At 43.9% G+C, this 17,163-nt stretch carries 18 protein-coding genes and 1 riboswitch; of the genes, 4 read left to right on the plus strand and 14 right to left on the minus strand.

Features of this window, described 5'->3' with window-relative positions; translation table 11 throughout:
* Positions 1 to 25: 25 nt before the first annotated feature.
* From purB to ACOMA8_RS11180, 5 genes are all read right to left on the minus strand, one after another.
* The gene (gene purB / locus ACOMA8_RS11160; protein WP_161899668.1) at positions 26 to 1,324 is read right to left on the minus strand and encodes an adenylosuccinate lyase; all 1,299 of its coding nucleotides are present in this window, start codon (positions 1,322 to 1,324) and stop codon (positions 26 to 28) included.
* A gap of 53 nt (positions 1,325 to 1,377) precedes the next feature.
* Entirely contained in the window at positions 1,378 to 2,508 is a 1,131-nt protein-coding gene (gene purK, locus ACOMA8_RS11165) for a 5-(carboxyamino)imidazole ribonucleotide synthase (protein ID WP_421370787.1), read from the minus strand.
* Complete coding sequence (purE, locus tag ACOMA8_RS11170) at positions 2,492 to 2,980, minus strand: 5-(carboxyamino)imidazole ribonucleotide mutase (RefSeq protein WP_161899666.1); 489 nt, start codon at positions 2,978 to 2,980, stop codon at positions 2,492 to 2,494. Before purE ends, purK begins: the two co-directional genes overlap by 17 nt.
* A gap of 191 nt (positions 2,981 to 3,171) precedes the next feature.
* Positions 3,172 to 4,488 carry a nucleobase:cation symporter-2 family protein gene (locus ACOMA8_RS11175; RefSeq protein ID WP_421370789.1) on the minus strand — a complete coding sequence of 439 codons (1,317 nt, stop codon included), beginning with the start codon at positions 4,486 to 4,488 and terminating at the stop codon, positions 3,172 to 3,174.
* On the minus strand, positions 4,489 to 5,070 hold the full coding sequence (locus ACOMA8_RS11180; RefSeq protein ID WP_421370791.1) for a xanthine phosphoribosyltransferase: 582 nt from the start codon (positions 5,068 to 5,070) through the stop codon (positions 4,489 to 4,491).
* A 141-nt stretch (positions 5,071 to 5,211) separates the two neighbouring features.
* Positions 5,212 to 5,308: riboswitch (purine riboswitch) on the minus strand.
* A 253-nt stretch (positions 5,309 to 5,561) separates the two neighbouring features.
* On the opposite strand from ACOMA8_RS11180, the gene ACOMA8_RS11185 reads away from it, so the two are divergent.
* Both ACOMA8_RS11185 and ACOMA8_RS11190 read left to right on the plus strand, forming a co-directional pair.
* Positions 5,562 to 5,852, plus strand: coding sequence for a hypothetical protein (locus ACOMA8_RS11185; RefSeq protein ID WP_161899663.1), 291 nt, complete (start codon positions 5,562 to 5,564; stop codon positions 5,850 to 5,852).
* The gene (locus ACOMA8_RS11190; protein ID WP_161899662.1) at positions 5,839 to 6,123 is read left to right on the plus strand and encodes a hypothetical protein; all 285 of its coding nucleotides are present in this window, start codon (positions 5,839 to 5,841) and stop codon (positions 6,121 to 6,123) included. Before ACOMA8_RS11185 ends, ACOMA8_RS11190 begins: the two co-directional genes overlap by 14 nt.
* A gap of 141 nt (positions 6,124 to 6,264) precedes the next feature.
* On the opposite strand, the gene ACOMA8_RS11195 is transcribed toward ACOMA8_RS11190, so the two are convergent.
* The 4 genes from ACOMA8_RS11195 to ACOMA8_RS11210 are packed head-to-tail and all read right to left on the minus strand — an operon-like array spanning position 6,265 to position 9,069.
* The gene (locus tag ACOMA8_RS11195) at positions 6,265 to 6,957 is read right to left on the minus strand and encodes a beta/alpha barrel domain-containing protein (RefSeq protein WP_161899661.1); all 693 of its coding nucleotides are present in this window, start codon (positions 6,955 to 6,957) and stop codon (positions 6,265 to 6,267) included.
* Between the two features lie 22 nt (positions 6,958 to 6,979).
* Positions 6,980 to 7,612: a glycoside hydrolase family 73 protein gene (locus tag ACOMA8_RS11200; RefSeq protein ID WP_421370795.1), complete on the minus strand. Its 633-nt coding sequence runs from the start codon at positions 7,610 to 7,612 to the stop codon at positions 6,980 to 6,982.
* Complete coding sequence (locus ACOMA8_RS11205; protein ID WP_421370797.1) at positions 7,602 to 8,567, minus strand: M15 family metallopeptidase; 966 nt, start codon at positions 8,565 to 8,567, stop codon at positions 7,602 to 7,604. The genes ACOMA8_RS11200 and ACOMA8_RS11205 overlap by 11 nt, the downstream gene beginning before the upstream one ends.
* On the minus strand, positions 8,554 to 9,069 hold the full coding sequence (locus tag ACOMA8_RS11210) for a hypothetical protein (RefSeq protein WP_421370799.1): 516 nt from the start codon (positions 9,067 to 9,069) through the stop codon (positions 8,554 to 8,556). Before ACOMA8_RS11210 ends, ACOMA8_RS11205 begins: the two co-directional genes overlap by 14 nt.
* A gap of 296 nt (positions 9,070 to 9,365) precedes the next feature.
* Between ACOMA8_RS11210 and ACOMA8_RS11215 the strand changes: the two genes are divergently transcribed.
* The gene (locus ACOMA8_RS11215) at positions 9,366 to 10,316 is read left to right on the plus strand and encodes a Gfo/Idh/MocA family protein (protein WP_161899657.1); all 951 of its coding nucleotides are present in this window, start codon (positions 9,366 to 9,368) and stop codon (positions 10,314 to 10,316) included.
* Between the two features lie 68 nt (positions 10,317 to 10,384).
* Here ACOMA8_RS11215 and ACOMA8_RS11220 read toward each other — a convergent pair whose 3' ends face one another.
* The gene (locus tag ACOMA8_RS11220; RefSeq protein WP_421370803.1) at positions 10,385 to 11,353 is read right to left on the minus strand and encodes an aromatic acid exporter family protein; all 969 of its coding nucleotides are present in this window, start codon (positions 11,351 to 11,353) and stop codon (positions 10,385 to 10,387) included.
* A 136-nt stretch (positions 11,354 to 11,489) separates the two neighbouring features.
* On the opposite strand from ACOMA8_RS11220, the gene ACOMA8_RS11225 reads away from it, so the two are divergent.
* A complete protein-coding gene (locus ACOMA8_RS11225) occupies positions 11,490 to 12,095 on the plus strand; it encodes an FUSC family protein (RefSeq protein WP_161899655.1) in 606 nt (201 codons plus the stop codon).
* Positions 12,096 to 12,196: 101 nt separating this feature from the next.
* Here the strand turns inward: ACOMA8_RS11225 and ACOMA8_RS11230 are convergent, their stop codons facing one another.
* The 4 genes from ACOMA8_RS11230 to ACOMA8_RS11245 form a co-directional block, all read right to left on the minus strand.
* The gene (locus ACOMA8_RS11230) at positions 12,197 to 12,916 is read right to left on the minus strand and encodes a YebC/PmpR family DNA-binding transcriptional regulator (RefSeq protein WP_161899654.1); all 720 of its coding nucleotides are present in this window, start codon (positions 12,914 to 12,916) and stop codon (positions 12,197 to 12,199) included.
* Between the two features lie 98 nt (positions 12,917 to 13,014).
* The gene (locus ACOMA8_RS11235) at positions 13,015 to 14,175 is read right to left on the minus strand and encodes a nucleotidyltransferase (protein WP_421370805.1); all 1,161 of its coding nucleotides are present in this window, start codon (positions 14,173 to 14,175) and stop codon (positions 13,015 to 13,017) included.
* Positions 14,176 to 14,633: 458 nt separating this feature from the next.
* The gene (locus tag ACOMA8_RS11240; protein ID WP_161899652.1) at positions 14,634 to 15,287 is read right to left on the minus strand and encodes a DUF1648 domain-containing protein; all 654 of its coding nucleotides are present in this window, start codon (positions 15,285 to 15,287) and stop codon (positions 14,634 to 14,636) included.
* 280 nt (positions 15,288 to 15,567) lie between these two features.
* Complete coding sequence (locus ACOMA8_RS11245) at positions 15,568 to 17,001, minus strand: glycoside hydrolase family 1 protein (protein WP_421370808.1); 1,434 nt, start codon at positions 16,999 to 17,001, stop codon at positions 15,568 to 15,570.
* Positions 17,002 to 17,163 lie beyond the last annotated feature (162 nt).

Raw genomic sequence — 17,163 nt, forward strand, 5'->3', positions numbered from 1 at the left:
TTGTTTTCAAGGCTTTTTAATTATCTTAATCTCCTAAGCCAATGCGCGTGAAGACTTCATCAACATTGCGTAAATGGTAATGGTAATCAAAAGCATCATCCAGATCCTCTTTAGACAAGATGGAAGTGACTTTGTCGTCTTCTTCCAGCAGTGGACGAAAGGCAGTTTGATGGTCCCAGGCAAATGCTGTTTTCGGTTGCACCAGATCATATGCTTGTTCGCGGGTCATCCCCTTATCGATCAGCTTCAGCATCACACGCTGGCTATAAATCAAGCCAAAAGTTGCGTTCATGTTGCGTTTCATGTTTTCAGGGAAGACGGTCAGGTTTTTCACAATATTACCGAAACGATTCAGCATATAATTCAGCAGGATCGTGGTATCAGGAATGATGATCCGTTCAGCTGAAGAGTGGGAAATATCTCGTTCGTGCCACAATGGTACATCTTCATACGCTGTCAACATGTGGCCACGAACAACCCGAGCCAACCCGCACATGTTTTCAGAACCGATGGGGTTGCGTTTATGAGGCATGGCAGAAGAACCCTTTTGCCCTTTAGCAAAGTATTCTTCCACTTCCCGCGTCTCTGATTTTTGTAACCCACGAATTTCAGTAGCAAAACGCTCAATAGAAGTTGCAATCAAAGCCAACGCAGCGAAGTACTCGGCATGAAGATCACGAGGCAGCACTTGTGTCGAAATTTCTTGTGGTCGAATACCCAGCTTAGTACAAACAAACTCTTCGATAAAAGGCGGGATATTAGCAAATGTCCCTACCGCTCCAGAAATTTTGCCGGCTTCGACTCCTTTGGCTGCGTGTTCAAAGCGCTCAATGTTGCGCTTCATTTCGGAATACCAAGTAGCCAATTTCAGACCAAATGTCGTCGGTTCCGCATGCACACCATGAGTCCGGCCCATACAGACGGTATATTTATGTTCTTTAGCCTTATTGCCGATGATCTCTAAGAAATTCTGCAAATCTTTGCGCAAAATGTCGTTAGCCTGCTTCAACAAATAGCCATAGGCGGTATCAACCACGTCGGTACTGGTCAGTCCGTAGTGGACCCACTTACGTTCTTCTCCCAGCGATTCTGAAACAGCACGGGTGAAGGCCACAACATCATGGCGGGTACTTTCTTCAATCTCCAAGATTCGTTCAATGGAGAAAGTGGCGTTTTGCCGGATTTTCGCTACATCTTCTTTGGGAATCTCTCCTAATTCAGCCCAGGCTTCATCAGCCAAGATTTCAACTTCCAGCCATGCTTGGTAGCGATTTTCTTCTGTCCAAATATGGCTCATTTCAGGTCGTGAATAACGTTCTAACATAAGTGTGCTCCTTTTGCGGATTCATTTTACTTGTTTTTAAAATCAGGTAGTTCTCAATCCCAAATATTGGTCTGATAGACTTCCTCTAACGTCCCATAAATATCTTCGGTTGTCACCGTAATATGCCCCATCTTACGTCCTTTTTTCGCCTCGGCTTTTCCGTAATAATGAAATTGCCACTCAGGTTTAAGGTCGATTAAATCATAGGTTTCTGTCAAGTGCTCCCCTAACACATTGATCATCACAGCTTCCGATAAGAGGCGAACTTCGCCTAACGGCCAGCCGCAGATGCCGCGAATGTGGGCATCAAATTGACTGAAATTGCAGGCTTCGATGGTATAATGCCCAGAATTGTGGGGGCGTGGCGCTAATTCATTGACATAAATGCTGCCGCTTTTCGTCAAGAACATCTCAATAGCCAGACAACCATGAAGATCTAGGGCTTGAGCAATTTCTTTAGCAATACGGGCAGCTTCTTCAGCGACGTCGGGAGCTACTCGCGCCGGCGCAATCGTCTCATGTAAAATATTGTTGCGATGAATATTTTCAACAACCGGAAAAACCGCGAATTCCCCTCGACCATTTCCAGCAACCATTACAGACAGCTCTTTTTCAAAAGGAATCCAAGCTTCCAGTTCACAAGTACCTTGTCGCAGCAGGTTCATCGATGGTGCCAAATCAGCGGTACTGTATAACACGTACTGCCCTTTTCCATCATACCCCCCTCGTGTCGTCTTTAACACACAAGGATAACCGATTCGATCGATGGCATCTTGAATATCGGTGGGGCTGATAATCGTTTCATAGGGGGCAATCACGATGTTATTGGCTTCTAAAAAAGATTTCTCCAATAAGCGATCTTGTGTAATCGCTAAAAGGTCTGTTCCTTGAGGGACATTAGCATAAGGAAGAATCGTATTTAATGCTTCGACACTAACATTTTCAAACTCATAGGTGATCACTTCACATCGTCGTGCCAGCTCTTCTAAAGCAAAAATGTCTCCGTAGCCGGCGACAATATGCCAATCCGCTACCTGCGAGGCTGGGCAATCCTCTGTCGGATCAAGGACACCGACTCTAAATCCCATTTCTTTTGCGCTGATGGCCATCATCCGCCCCAGCTGGCCTCCTCCCACGATGCCGATTACAGCACCTGGTCTTAACGGCTTAACCAAGTCGATCACTACTTTCCATAACAGTTTTACGCATTGCTTCTCGCTTATCAGCCAAGCGTTGCGCGACATCTAAATCATACATGGAAAGCATTTGAGCTGCAAGTAATCCTGCATTGACTGCGCCAGCTTTTCCAATAGCCGTAGTGGCCACCGGCACTCCTCCGGGCATCTGTACGATAGAAAGCAGCGAATCCAGTCCGTTCAATGTTCGGGATTGCACCGGAACACCGATCACCGGCAATGTCGTCTTTGCTGCGACCATTCCTGGCAAATGTGCGGCTCCACCAGCCCCGGCGATAATCACTTTGATTCCATTTTCTCGGGCGGTTTCCGCAAATTCAAACATCAGATCTGGGGTTCGATGAGCAGATATCACCTTTTTCAAATAGGGTATCTGCAATTCGTCCAAGCTTTCACACGCAGCTTTCATGGTTTCCCAATCCGACTGGCTGCCCATGATCACAGCAACTTTCGCATCCATCATTGTCTCTCCTTTTTTGCGAGTTCACTTCAGAAAAAACCGCATCTTTTCCACTACAGTTTAGCAATTTCAAGACAAACAGTCAAAAAAATATCGAATGATTTTTAAAAAAGAAACTTTTTCGTTCGGATTTTTTAAGTGCTTTTTACTCAAAAGAAAAAGTCGGACCGAAAAATCGATCCGACGTTGCCTTATCCATGGGAAAGTTCTTCCCCAATTACAGTCAAAGGTCTTTCTTCTTTAATACCATTAAACAGCAGATTTAGTAAAATCGCACATAAGGAGCTCATCACAATGCCATTGCCGGTAAACATTTGCAGTGTTTCTGGAAGTTTCGCAAACAGTTGTGGCATGATATTGAATCCTAAACCAAAACCAATGGAGACTGCAATCACCAACAAATTTTTATCGTTAGCAAAATCAACTTTTGAAAGCATCCGCATCCCCTGAACGGCCACCATGCCAAACATCACCAGCATTCCGCCACCCAAAACAGGCTCTGGAATGATTTGCGCAATGGCGCCAATCTTTGGAAAAAGACCTAGAATAATCAGAAACAAAGCAGAGAAATAAATCGGCTTTTTCGTTTTGATCCCTGACAGCTGAACAAGTCCCACGTTCTGTGAAAAGCCCGTATAAGGAAATGTGTTGAAAATTCCGCCTAAAATCACTGCTAAACCTTCCGCACGATACCCTCGTTTCAAATCTTCTTCGCCAATCGGCTGTCCGGTGATATCACCCAACGCGAAGTAAACCCCGGTAGATTCCACCATGCTAACAATCGAAATAATAATCATCAAAAGAATTGACCAAATATCAAATGTCGGCTTCCCAAAGTAAAAAGGTTGCGGCACATGAAAAATTGGCGCGTGCCCAATCGCACTAAAGTCAACCATTCCCATGAAATAAGCAAGCAAGGTCCCACCTACCAAACCAATCAAAACTGAAATGGATCGGATAAAACCTTTGGCAAAAATCTGAACACCGATAATCAAGGCAATCGTAACAAAGGCTAAGAGCAAATTGTTAGTCTCACCGAAATTACCAGCTGCCGCATCCCCACCACCCATCTTGGTGATAGCAACAGGAATCAAGGTTAGACCAATCACTGTAATTACAGTTCCGGTAACCAATGGGGGAAACAATTTCTTGATCTTGGAGAAAACACCAGCAATCAATACGACGAAAATACCAGCAGCAATAATCGATCCGTAAATAGCGCCGACACCTGCTTTAGTGCCAATTAAAATCAAAGGGGCAACAGCTTGGATTGCACAGCCTAAAACCACTGGCAAGCCGATTCCAAAAAAGCGATTGACCGTCAATTGCAGCAATGTTGCTACGCCGCACATAAAAATATCAATGGATATCAGATACGTCATCTGTTGCTCATTGAATCCAAGTCCAGTTCCAATCAAAAGGGGCACCGCTACTGCACCCGCATACATCGCCAAGAGGTGTTGCAGACCTAAAACCGCGGCTTTACCTGTTTGTGTTTGCTTTTCCACTCAGGCATCCTCCTTCAAAAAGCTGACTTCACCATTTGAAAGTGATTCGATTCGGGCCAATGAAACAACCCTTAAGCCCATGTCTTCCAACAGTTGGCGGCCATCTTGGAAAGACTTTTCAATCACGATGCCGATACCTTCTACATTGGCACCAGCTTGTCGGCACAATTCAATCAACCCTTTAGCTGCTTGCCCATTTGCTAGAAAATCATCGATGATCAAAACATTGTCCTCTGCCGAAAGAAACTTTCTTGAAATCGAGATCGTGCTGGTGATCTGTTTAGTGAAGGAGTAAACTTCTGAAGTCAAGAGCTCTTCATTCATCGTTAAGCTTTTCGACTTACGAGCAAATACCATGGGAACTCCTAAAAATTGAGCTGCATACAGCGCCGGTGCAATTCCGGAAGCTTCAATGGTAACGACTTTCGTAATATTGCTGTCGGCAAAACACTCAGCGAAACGTTCGCCTATTTGTGCCATCAATACTGGATCTACTTGGTGGGTCACGAAGCTGTCGACTTTTAAGACGCCTTCACCCAAAACGCGTCCGTCAGTTTTGATGCGTTCGATTAATTCTTTCATCTTGCAGAGCTCCCCTTTAATCAATATATTTTATGCTCGGCCTTCATGATCTCCGCCATCTGTCGCCTGAAAGTCTTTCATCTACTCAGATATATGTCATAAAAAAGCGCAGACTTTTCCTTGCATAAGCAAAAAAAGTGTCTGCGCACATTTTTTGCTTATAGTCCGATATTTACGGTACCGGGTAGAGACTGTCGACCGATTACGACGATATATAAGCGGTAATTATTAAATTTTTGAAGGCTGAACCATTTATGTTGCCGAGTATAACACCGACTTTGGAAAGTCGCAACATCTTTTCATCATTTTTTCATTCTCTTTCACAGAAGCTGCAGCTTTACAAGGCGAACATTTGTTTGTATAATTATATCAATAAGTATTCTGTTTCTAAGTGCCATCGCTGACTTTTCTGCAGCTGGAATCCCATTTTAAATAGGTATTGAAAAGCTATCCTCCACCTGCTGGCTTTCTTTGATACGGAGATGAACATAATGATTACAAAACGAGGACAACTAAAAAAAAGCCGACTGATTTCAGTAGATCCGCCGTTAGTCTATTTTCAATTAAATAACGAACACTGTCTGATTGCTCGCCACGGACTCAATTTTTTTGCTGATGTCGCACCAGGTATGACTGTTGTCGTTTCCGGCAGCTACAACAAACGAGGACAATTTGTTGCCAGAGACTATGGGGTATTGGGAAAAACTAAAGTCATGATTGATTATGAGCTGAGTCCTTATCCAGCCAAGAAAAGAGGTAGCGATTTTTATGCGAGCAAGTGAACTTTTAACCGCCTTGACGCTTCCCAGCCAAGGACAAGAACTGCAACAATTACTACTCTCTATCAACGGGACACCCAAGCCTTGCAGTGGGATTGACTATCAAGGTGATCGGCTGATTCTAATAGCTGACAACAACCAGCTTCCACTACCGATGCCAAAGCTACTTACCGCACTAATGACTCATCGCCCCCTGCATTTATTCTACATGGAGGACAACGCGCTGCAGCCTATTTACGGCTTTAAAGAAGAAGGAAATGCACTAATTCTTTGAAGTATCGTAAACAGTTACCCTTAATCTAAAAAGACGACAATCTCCTTTCTATTTTTAGTAGGCGATTGTCGTCTTTTACTTGTCTATCACATTTGGCTTTGTGTCCGCAAACAATAAAAAGCGTCAGTATTGTTATTGCGGTTATTCATCAGTTTCTTTTTCTTGCTCCCGGTAATGCTCCATTTTGCGACGAAACAGCTCGCCATTAGTCGGTGGTGTATAGGTAATAGCATTCGCGCCAGCCTCAATCGTTTCTTTGATGCTATCTTCAGTGGGTCCACCAGTTGCCATAATTGCCAAATCCGGGTAGCGTTCGCGAAAATGTCGGACTGTTGCCGCCGTATCTTTTCCTGCACTGATGTTGATAATTTTGACTCCCACCGCCAACTTTTCATCAATTGGCGTATAGATAGAGGTGACAGTACTCACTACGGGAATATCCACCACCTGAGCCACCATTTTTACCGTTTCAACAGGTGTCGGGGCATTTAAAACGACGCCCAAAGATCCCTGTGCCTCGGCAAACATACTCATATATGAAGAGCGGTTTCCTTGTGTCAGTCCACCACCAACACCGGAAAATACCGGAATATCGGCAGCCTCAATAATACTTTTTGTAATCGCCGGATGCGGTGTAAAAGGATAAACCGCAATCACAGCATCGGCATCGGTATTGCGGATAATGGCGATATCTGTCGTAAAGATAATCGACTTGATTCGCTTACCAAAGATAGTAATTCCACTGGCTTCTCGAATAACAGCCGGTACCCGAACAATATCCTTTCTCAACTCAGTCATAATTTCCGGAGTTTTTTTAGCTTTTTTCTGCTCCATCGGCTCACTCCTGTTCTTACAGTCATTTTTGATCATTTGAACGATCGTATTGATCCAAGTGATATTCTTCTATCATAGCTATTATTTTATCAGCATAGGTGGGATCTGTCGCATATCCCGCCTTTTGCAAAGCCTGGGCCGCCTCTTTGTAATCTTTAGCCAGCAAGACGGGCTCGTATTTTTTAGGATCCCAATCCACTCCGTTCACAAATAAGCGGGTATGGGCATCCATTGATTCGTCCCAAGATTCATAAACTCGAAAATCACCTTTGACTGTAACCCACTGGCCGTTCAAATATTCTTGTGTTTCGAGATTTACTTTGGGCTTATCTCCGAAAGCTTTGACCCCAAAAAGATTGTTGTACTCACTGGCTAAAGTTGCTTGTCCAAAATTGGACTCCAACGCCGCCTGTCCGATAATAATACTGGGGAGAACACCATAGCCTGCCTGAAGTTCTTGGGCGTGAGGCACCAGCTTTTCAATAAATTGCTGACGGGACAACGTTGCTTCTTGCGTCGTCTCCGTTTCAGGTTTTCCAGAAAAATCGGCAAGGGTCGCCAATGAAAAAACAAAGGCGACCCCAATCAAGAGCATACCGAACAAAACCAGCGGTAGATTGAATTTTTTTTTGGATTGATAACGTCTAATTGCCATATTGTTCCCACTTTTCTGCTTCTGCAACAAACTCTTCTAGACAAAGGCCATGTGCATTCATGTATTTGGCAACATCTTTTCCAACATACCGCAAGTGCCACGGTTCGTAACTGATTTTAGTAATGGCTGTTTTATCAGCCGGGTAACGAATGACAAACCCATAATCTGCCACATGAGCTGCCAACCACTGCCCACCTTTTGTTGCTCCGTAACTCTCCTCCAAGGTCCAGGCCGGGTCACTTGCCAGCCACGATTCATCGACAACATCCACAGCCAAGCCGGTGTGATGTTCACTGTATCCCGGCCGTGTCATATCTGTCATGGTCTCGCGTTCAGCTTCTTCATCACTTTTTCCCTGACGTTTCATGCGTTCAAATTTCTCATTGAAAACAGCGGTCTGATCAGCAACTGACCGATACGCTGAGACAACAGCAATGGTAACACCAGCATCAGCCGCTCCTTGTGTCAAATCAGCAAATGAATCTGCCACACGTTTGTCCAAACGCTCACTGCTACTGATCTCAGTCAATTGTGACTCATCCATTTCATGGGCTAGTTTGTGATCTGGACCGACGAGCTGTATCCGCCAATCTGCGACCGCTATTTTAGGAAAATCTGGCGGTAGAGTTGCAGTTGCCCCTTGTTTTAAAGAATTCGTTGGACTTTCCGGCAAAAGGTCGCGCAACAACTGTGATTTTAATCTTTCTGCGTCATTTGCCACCTGTTTTTTGCCAATACTTGCACTTGAGGTAGAATCTTCGGTGGAAAATTTTTTACTTAGCGGGTCTGTTGAATCAAAAGATACAAAAGTTGTCTGTTTTTCAGTAGCAAAGCCCTCGATTCGAAAAGGCAGATCAGAAAAAGGCCAGAACCAAATCACTAAGGCCGCCCCAACAATCACCAGACCCAAACTCACGCCAACGGGAAGCTTATTGCGGATTTTACTGCTCTTCAAGGTATGTTTCCTCCAGATTTTCGTTGACCCAGTCCAAAAGCGCTACCTGTTCGCTTTCGATTTGTTGCTGGATACGAGCCGGCAAGCGGAAGCTCAGAATATCGTCAAATCCCCATTTTCCGTAATCCATCACCACTAAAAGCTCCACCATCTGTGCATTGTGATTTTCTTCTCGTTGTTTTACGGAAACCTCTGCTAATCCGGATTTCAGCCATCTTTGGGCAATTTGAGTCTTCATATGGCGATAATCTGTCACAGCAGTTGTTCTCTTTTCAGGAAAGATGATGGTTTGACGCAAAATCTTCTGCACCAGCATCCACTCATAATCACTGAAGAGATTTTTGATTTTCTGGCTCTGTTCTCCCGGTAAATTGAGACTTCCTCGCTTCCAGTTTTCCCAGGTTTCCTCAGAAATACTGAGAACCCCGTCAAAAAAGTTCTTTTCTGTCAAATATTGTTCTTTAATTGTTGAAACCAAAATTTCAATGTAAACGTCATGCATAGTCGTTCATCCTTTTCCCAAATATTCTGTCTAAAGTGGCTTGAATCACGGCTGTGACGAACAACCTCTTACTAAAGCTTCTCAATCTATTTTACTGAAATTATCTGTAAATACCAGAGTTTTGCAAAGAACTTCCCTTTTTTTTAAAGGATTGTTACACTGTAAATATGATTTGGCTTTGTTTTTTCACTTTCTTTGATTTTTGACCAGTGGTGCTTCTTAGCAAGGAAAAAATCGGCAGGAGTGGGATTTGAATAATGTCAATTCAAGTTATTTTGAGAGGAGTTTTATACGTTATGAAAAAATACAATTGGGCCATTGCCGGTACTGGTGATATCGCCCATCAATTGGCGATGACTTTTTCCAACCCAGAAAGCAATCTCTATGCTGTGTGCTCCCGAAATCAGGCGACTGCTGATCGTTTCGCCAAGCAATATGAGATTCCTGCAAGCTATGGTTCTTATGACGCCCTGTTGGCAGACGAAGCAGTGGATATCATCTACGTAGCTGTCCCTAATCGTTTCCACAAAGAATACATTCTAAAAGCCTTGACCGCAGGAAAACACGTTCTTTGCGAAAAAGCCATCACCATGGATCTGTCGGAACTAGAAGAAGTCATGGCCGTTGCCAAAGAAAAAAATCTAGTTTTACAAGAAGCCATGACCATTTTCAACATGCCTTTGTTTACCGAGTTAAAGAAGATTGCCGATTCCGGTAAATTAGGAAAACTGAAAATGATTCAAGCACCCTTTGGCAGTTATAAAGAACCAGATCCAAGCAATCGTTTCTTCAATCCGGATTTGGCTGGTGGTGCGCTGTTGGACATTGGTACCTATGCAGTCAGCTTTGTTCGTCGCTTTATGAATGCCCAGCCGCAAGTTGTAGCTAGCGATATGCTGCCTTTTTCCACCGGTGTTGATGAACAATCTGTCACAATTTTGAAAAATGCGAAAAATGAAATGGCAGCAGTCACATTAACCTTCCAAGCCAAAATGCCAAAAATCGGCATTGTCGCTTATGAAAATGGCTACATTACCGTTCCAGAATACCCCCGGGCACAAGCTGCAGAAATTTTCTATAACGATGGCACCCGCGAACACATCGAAGTCGGCGAAACCTCCCAGGCGATGAATTACGAAGTCGCCAATATGGTCGCTACTATCAACGGAGCCGAAAACACGTCTCTAGCTATGACCTATGATGCCATCTCGGCAATGGATCAGATGCTTTCTGCTTGGAAAAAATAGGCTAAAAAAGCCTGCGTAATTAGACCGCCAGTCGAATTTTCTCGATTCGGCGGTCTTTTTTAATTGCCTTAAATGGCAGCTGGTTTTTGATTGACTTCAGCAAATTCTGCCTTGATTTCGATAAAACTCGTAAAACTCTGTAAAAATTGAAACAACAGCGCCCGACTTTCAAACTCTTCCCGATCTTTTGGTAAAGGAGCCAAACGATAATTTTCATAGATTATCATAATCTTAGCCAAGATTTCCCGACCATCATTTTCTTCAGAAAAAGTTTCCGAAGTTTCTTCAAGCAGTTTCTTCAAATCAGCTACCATCTCAGCTTCTACACTGATTTGAGCCGTAAAACCAATCATGTCATTGAGCAGGCGTAATTGAGAACGTCGCATGGAAAAATACGCTTCAAAGTACTCATCCCCACTGCTCCAGCGATTGTCTCGATGGCGACTTGCTTTCTTTTGCGCTTCTCGTAAAAATTCCAGTAGATTTTGGCAGCGCTGTTCCAGCTGCGCCGCCTTTTGCGGATGATTCAAGCTTTCTGAAAGCAGCAGCAACAAACGTGCAAACATCGTTTCAGCCACCGTCTGATCTTGCCGCAATGACTTTTCAAGATCCGGCATATATAAATTAGCCGTCAAAGCCAGACCCGCACCAATTACCATCAACAAAAACTCATTGAGCAGCATACTCGATGCAAACGAAGCTTCCGCCATAAAGTGTGTAATCAATACTGAATTGACAACAATCCCATCTTCCAGCCCAAACTTGGCGGACAAAGGGATAAAAAACAGCAAGTAAACGCCAAAAGCAACTGGATTGTAGCCAATCAAGGAAAAACAGACAAATGAAATGCCAGTTGCCATCACCAGAGATAGTACCCGATTGCGGGCAATCTCCCACGAAGAACGCTTGGTGTTCCCCACGCTTAGAACAGCAATAATCCCAGCTGCCGGCGCATAAAGCAAATTCAAACTTTGTGCAATAATCATCGCCAATACCGCGCAAAGTGCGGTTTTAACTGTACGTAATCCTATTTTCAACAAGCATCTTCCTTTTCATCAGTTTTCTTCTCCATTGTACTGAAAATCGCCTAAAATTGGCAATCTAAGATCTTTTCCGCTATCATTAAAGGTAAGGATAAGGATGACCTACCAACGAAGAAAGGGAGTGATGTCCATGCATTTGGGTCGGTTTCGAATCGGTATGCGAACACTAAAAACAGCAATTGCCGTTATGATCTGCATCCTGCTCTTTCACTTCACCAACCGCGGTGAACCTCTAATCGCCGCATTGGCAGCTGTTTTTTCTTTGAGGCAAGACCTGACTACGACGGTATCCTTTGGTAAATCCCGTATCTTAGGGAATAGTCTCGGAGGCGCCTTTGCGATTTTTTACTTTTTTGTCAAACAGTTTTTCCACGAAGATTTTTTATTGGAAGTCTTTCTTTTACCATTATTGGTGGCTCTTTTAATCATCGTCTCCGATGGTATCAACAACAACGCAGGCATCATTTCGGCTATCGCTACTATGCTTTTGATTACATTGAGTGTCAGCCGTAATGAGTCAATCTATTTCGCTTTGCAGCGGGTCATTGATACATTCATCGGTACTTTTGTGGCCATCGCTTTGAATTTTTTGATTCGGCCACCAGAGCACGAAAAAGCCTCCGAAATCAAAGAAGATCTGGTGGTTCTCCAGCGTAAGGAACAGAAATTACAGCAGATGTTAGCAAAAGTCCAAGACGAGATTGCCGATCAACAAGAAGAAAAAAACAAGCCTTAGATAACCCTCGCAAGGCGAGTCTTGCAGCACGCTATATCAAAACAACACCACAGCCACTGGAGATGCTCCCGTCGGCTGCGGTGTTGTTTTTTTGGCTTTTCTTAATCTTCCAAAGCAACGTTATGGTAGACAGATTGGACATCTTCCAAATCTTCCAATACGTCGATCATTTTTTCAAATTTTTCTAAATCGTCGCCACTTAAAGTCACTTCGTTTTGTGGAATCATCTGCAGTTCAGCCACAGAAAATTCGTTGATTCCGTTTTCTTTGAGAGCTGCATCGATAGCACTGAAGTCGTCTGGCTCACCGTAAACGATGATCTGCCCGTCCTCTTCTTCCACATCACGAACATCAATGTCTTTTTCCATCAGATATTCCAAAACAGCGTCAGCATCATCACCGGCAAAGCCAAACAATGCCGTATTGTCGAACATATAAGCAACCGCACCGGATACACCCATATTGCCGCCGTTTTTACCAAATGCCGCCCGAACATCAGCAGCGGTCCGATTTACATTATTGGTCAAAGCATCCACGATTACCATTGAGCCGTTGGGACCAAACCCTTCATAGCGCAATTCTTGATAGGTCTCATCGCCGGATCCTTTCGCTTTTTCGATGGCTCGATCAATGATATGTCGAGGCACATTGTATGTTTTCGCCCGTTCAATGACAAAACGCAATTTCTGGTTTGAATGGGGATCAGGATCACCTGATTTTGCGGCAGCGTAGATCTCAATACCGAATTTGGCATAGACCCGGCTGTTCGCACCGTCCTTGGCAGTCTTTTTTGCAACGATGTTTGCCCATTTACGACCCATAATTACACTTCGCTTTCTGTAGTTGTTGTAAATTCAATAAAAATGTCCTTGTCCATTATACTTGTCTGATCGCGATCTGTGAAGAGTTTTCTATCAGATCATACACGAATTGGAATCCGTCCCACGGCTTGTTCAGGAATGCGGGGATCTGCCAACCGATAAATCTCATCTGATCGCAATGTTAACTCTTGCTGCCGGTTTTGTGCTTTTCCGACACGAGTCACAAGAGGAAACGTCAATTTTTTCTTCTGCTGGCTGAGATAACGCTGACCAATTTCAGTAAAGCCCAGTACCCGCAACTGGTTCTCCTGCCAGGCTGCTTGCATCTCTTGGTTGTTAATATCCAGCAATACGTAGCAAAACAGACGTTGCAGTCGCGTCCACGTATAGCGTTTAGATTTCACTTGCGCCATGAATTGCTGAAAATCCAGCGCCTGTTTGGCAGCTTCTATCAAGCGATGCTCCAGCCCTTCTGTCATCTGATAGATTCGTCGAAGCTCTTCCGGTTTGGCTGATAATAGTCGATAGCGCAGGTATGGCCAGAGCCCTTCCCAACTTGCAGATTGTTGCGTCAATCCCCAAGCGGTCTTCGGTGGAACGAAGCTCGAAATATCGGCACCACTGCGTACTCCTTCTCTGATTCCGGTTCCGCTGGCAAGTTGTCCTTGTCGTAGATTACTTTCATTGTATCCTGAGCCAATCCGTGGTACCGAAATTAACTTCATGGGATGAGGATAGGCTGCATTTTCTTTGGCATAAGCTAATCCCAAAATATGATTGGGGGTATCCCCTGCTAGCTGCATATCTGCAAAAAGTTGTGAATACACTTGATTCATTTTTTGCGGATAACTGAGTTTTTCATCCTGTAATTGCTGATAAGTCTGGTCAATGAGCAGCTGATTTCCCGTGACCAGATTGCCAAACTCCTGGTAGTCAAAACGGTCTTCTGCATCTGTCCCGAAGCAAAGACTCTCACAACCAATCCCTTGAAGCAGCTTGATACTGCCCCGAGCAAAAAAATCGGCAGCCTGTAATGACCAACAGAGAGGCAGCTCAATAACCAAATCGACACCGTTTTTCAAAGCGGCTTCTGTTCGCAACCATTTGTCAATAATAGCCGGCTCGCCCCGCTGTAAAAAGTTGCCACTCATACAAGCCACCACCACCTCGGCTCCTGAGCGTTTACGAGCTTGTTGAGCATGGTATCTATGTCCGTTATGAAACGGGTTGTATTCTACGATCACTCCGCATGCTTTCATTTTTTACACCTCTTCTTGAATTATAGCAGTTGCCTTAAATAGGGTACAGGCCCTTTCCAGAAAGTCTGTTTTTTTCAAAGATTGGCTGAGAAAATCCCTATCTACTTCCATCTCAAACAGTCCTTGGTCCATATCACCAAAAGGGGGATAAGAATCCTCTGATCACCTTCTGCCCAAGCGAACACTACTCAAGGTGAGCCACAAGCAAAAAAAGCCAAGGCGCTTCCATTAAAAAATAGCGGAAAGGCCTTGGCTTTTCGTTGTTGAAAATTTCAAACGCTGACTCTCCTTATACCCAGAGCAATGTTCCTTCTATGGAAACTAACACAAAATTGTCCCACCGATTTGTACCATATATTTTCGTGCTGAACACGATGAACTGTTCGCCATTAACACTTGAAAATGATTGATATCGCCGCTCTTTTCCTTGCCTTTTATCTTCTATTTGAGAAAATTACTCAGCTTCGTTCGTGAGCTCGAAAAAGTCTGCGACGGATCGTCAGGACACAGCCAACGGTGATTCCGCTGATTGTCAACAACAAGGTAAATAGCAGCAGCCACCTCAGCTGATTACTGACAGGAAGTCCGCCGAGAATCAAGCCAATAATCCCCAATGCTGAGAATGCGTAGCTTTCATATTTTCGACTTTCTTTTACCATCGTATACCGAGACAAGCTCCAAGCTTCTTTATTCCGACCACCAGTCACCACCGGCAAATAAGGCAGTAGAAGCCCTAAGAAAATGAATACCGATGACACAAAGACAAACAGCAGGTGATTTTTTCCGACGGGAAGCTGATAAAGGTCTTGAACTCCGGTTCCCGCAACATAAACTGCCGTTACACTCATACCGTTCAATACTAATAGAATCAATATTCTGAGAACTGGGACTTCTTCTGTTGGTTGTTTTGTCGCTCTTGCCGTGGCAGCTTCCAATACTGTACCAATAATCAATACAATCACAGGTAGAAAAAGCAGGTGATATTTACTGCCAAAACTTTCATAATTGCCTACTAATCGATAATGAAGGACCACTTGATCTGAAAGCAGCGGCAACATAAAAATGCTGATTAGCAGTGGCAGACCCGTTAAAAACTTCAACATTTTCTTCATAACAGCTCCCCCCCTCATTTTTTATTCAAAATACTCAATATTTTTCTATTAATTAAAATTATAAAGTGATTTTTCATCTCTTTCATGCACCACGCCCCAAAAAGAAAGACCTTTAGAAAATATTTAACAGCACAGAATTACTGCTGAACAAAACTCCTTCTCGTTGCGGATTTTTCAGAATTGACAAAAAAACTACCCACCAGAATTGGTGAGTAGTCAAGAAAATCATCAAATTTGCTTACTTTTTATGATGGAACAGCAGGTAAGCAGGTTTCCCTTGTCAATCGAGGTCGGCACCGTTTGAAGCAATCACACGTTGGTACCAGTAGTAGCTATCTTTTTTGTAACGTTTCAAACTGCCTTCTTGTGTTTCATCTTGATCAACATAGACAAAACCATAGCGCTTTTGATAACCGTTCAACCAGCTGAGTAAGTCCGTGTAAGACCAAGTGCAGTACCCCAATACATTACAGCCTTCCGCAATAGCGTCACCCACTGCCGCTACGTGATCTTTCAAGTACTTGATTCGATACTCGTCATGGATCTCGTTTTCAGAGGTAATCTTATCGTATTCCCCTAAGCCATTTTCCGTGATCAGAATCGGCAGACGATAGCGGCTAGTAATCCGACGCAAGGCAATGTGGATACCCATCGGATCGATTTCCCAATCCCAATTGGTACGATCGACATAAGGATTCTGGACTTTTTTGTAGAGTCCGGGAATCCCAGACTCTTCGGAACTGCCTTTTTTACCGGTAGTGTTCATCTTTCCTTGACCAACACCGTCGATTGGGTTGAATTTGTTCGTGGCTGTCTGATAGTAGTTCATTCCCATGAAATCCGGTTTAGCTGAACGCAAAAGCGCCATATCTCCTTCTTCAATCGTCGGAGCCACGCCGCGTTTTTTCAGCAGGTCCATCACAGCGATAGGATATTCACCCCAAGCGTAGATATCCATCCACCAATGTGCCATCAAATCTTCAGCATTTTCAGCCGCCAACACATTTTGGGGATCACTATCAAAAGCATAGTTTGGCGTGTAAGCAAAACTCGGCCCGATTTGACCAGGCATTTTCATCTCGTGGAATTTATTAATAACTGAAGCATTGACCAGATTGGCAATGTGATTGGCTTCATACATCCGTTTCTCATCAGTCACACCAGGCGGATGCGCAGCCAGCATATACCCCAATTGAATAAAGACATTCTGTTCGTTCAGACTTACCCAATAGTGAACTTTCCCTTTGAAGGTTTCAAAGAGAACTGTCGCATAATTAACAAAGTCGTCAATGATTTTACGAGATTCCCAGCCGCCATATTCTTCCTGCAATGCTTTTGGCAGGTCCCAATGATACAAAGTCAGGACTGGTTCGATACCGTTTTCAATCAGTTCATCCACTAATCGAATATAAAAATCTAACCCTGCTCGATTAACTTTTCCGCGACCTTCTGGAAAGATTCGTGTCCAGGCAACTGAGAAGCGATAAGCTTTCAGGCCTTGTTCCTTCATCAAGGCAATATCTTCTTTGTACCGGTGGTAATGATCTACCGCCAAGTCACCATTTGTAGCTTTAAAAGTCTTTCCGGGAATCCGCACAAACTCATCCCAGACGGACGGCCCTTTGCCATCTTCAGCCCAAGCACCTTCCACTTGGTAAGCTGCAGATGCCGAGCCCCAAAGAAAATCCTTTGGAAAAACAGATTTTTCTGTCAAGAGTACCCCTCCTTAAATGATTCCTTCGACAGGCAATCGCTGCCTGCCATCATTAAGAAGTATAACAAATAACTAGGCTGAAAGGCACCCAAAAACCTTTGGTAGACAAATTCTGGTTGACTATTTCACCCTTTTCGCTGCTCTTCTCAAAAAAAGCCCCAT

It is taken from the genome of Enterococcus infantis (assembly GCF_049166715.1).
Taxonomy (GTDB): Bacteria; Bacillota; Bacilli; order Lactobacillales; family Enterococcaceae; genus Enterococcus_C; species Enterococcus_C leclercqii.

What these genes read in the sequence shown, in the direction of transcription:
- purB (WP_161899668.1), bottom strand. Translation starts at nt 1,324, where the DNA reads ATGTTAGAACGTTATTCACGACCTGAAATGAGCCATATTTGGACAGAA.
- purE (WP_161899666.1), bottom strand. Translation starts at nt 2,980, where the DNA reads ATGGATGCGAAAGTTGCTGTGATCATGGGCAGCCAGTCGGATTGGGAA.
- ACOMA8_RS11180 (WP_421370791.1), bottom strand. Translation starts at nt 5,070, where the DNA reads ATGAAAGAATTAATCGAACGCATCAAAACTGACGGACGCGTTTTGGGT.
- ACOMA8_RS11185 (WP_161899663.1), top strand. Translation starts at nt 5,562, where the DNA reads ATGATTACAAAACGAGGACAACTAAAAAAAAGCCGACTGATTTCAGTA.
- ACOMA8_RS11190 (WP_161899662.1), top strand. Translation starts at nt 5,839, where the DNA reads ATGCGAGCAAGTGAACTTTTAACCGCCTTGACGCTTCCCAGCCAAGGA.
- ACOMA8_RS11195 (WP_161899661.1), bottom strand. Translation starts at nt 6,957, where the DNA reads ATGGAGCAGAAAAAAGCTAAAAAAACTCCGGAAATTATGACTGAGTTG.
- ACOMA8_RS11200 (WP_421370795.1), bottom strand. Translation starts at nt 7,612, where the DNA reads ATGGCAATTAGACGTTATCAATCCAAAAAAAAATTCAATCTACCGCTG.
- ACOMA8_RS11210 (WP_421370799.1), bottom strand. Translation starts at nt 9,069, where the DNA reads ATGCATGACGTTTACATTGAAATTTTGGTTTCAACAATTAAAGAACAA.
- ACOMA8_RS11215 (WP_161899657.1), top strand. Translation starts at nt 9,366, where the DNA reads ATGAAAAAATACAATTGGGCCATTGCCGGTACTGGTGATATCGCCCAT.
- ACOMA8_RS11225 (WP_161899655.1), top strand. Translation starts at nt 11,490, where the DNA reads ATGCATTTGGGTCGGTTTCGAATCGGTATGCGAACACTAAAAACAGCA.
- ACOMA8_RS11230 (WP_161899654.1), bottom strand. Translation starts at nt 12,916, where the DNA reads ATGGGTCGTAAATGGGCAAACATCGTTGCAAAAAAGACTGCCAAGGAC.
- ACOMA8_RS11235 (WP_421370805.1), bottom strand. Translation starts at nt 14,175, where the DNA reads ATGAAAGCATGCGGAGTGATCGTAGAATACAACCCGTTTCATAACGGA.
- ACOMA8_RS11240 (WP_161899652.1), bottom strand. Translation starts at nt 15,287, where the DNA reads ATGAAGAAAATGTTGAAGTTTTTAACGGGTCTGCCACTGCTAATCAGC.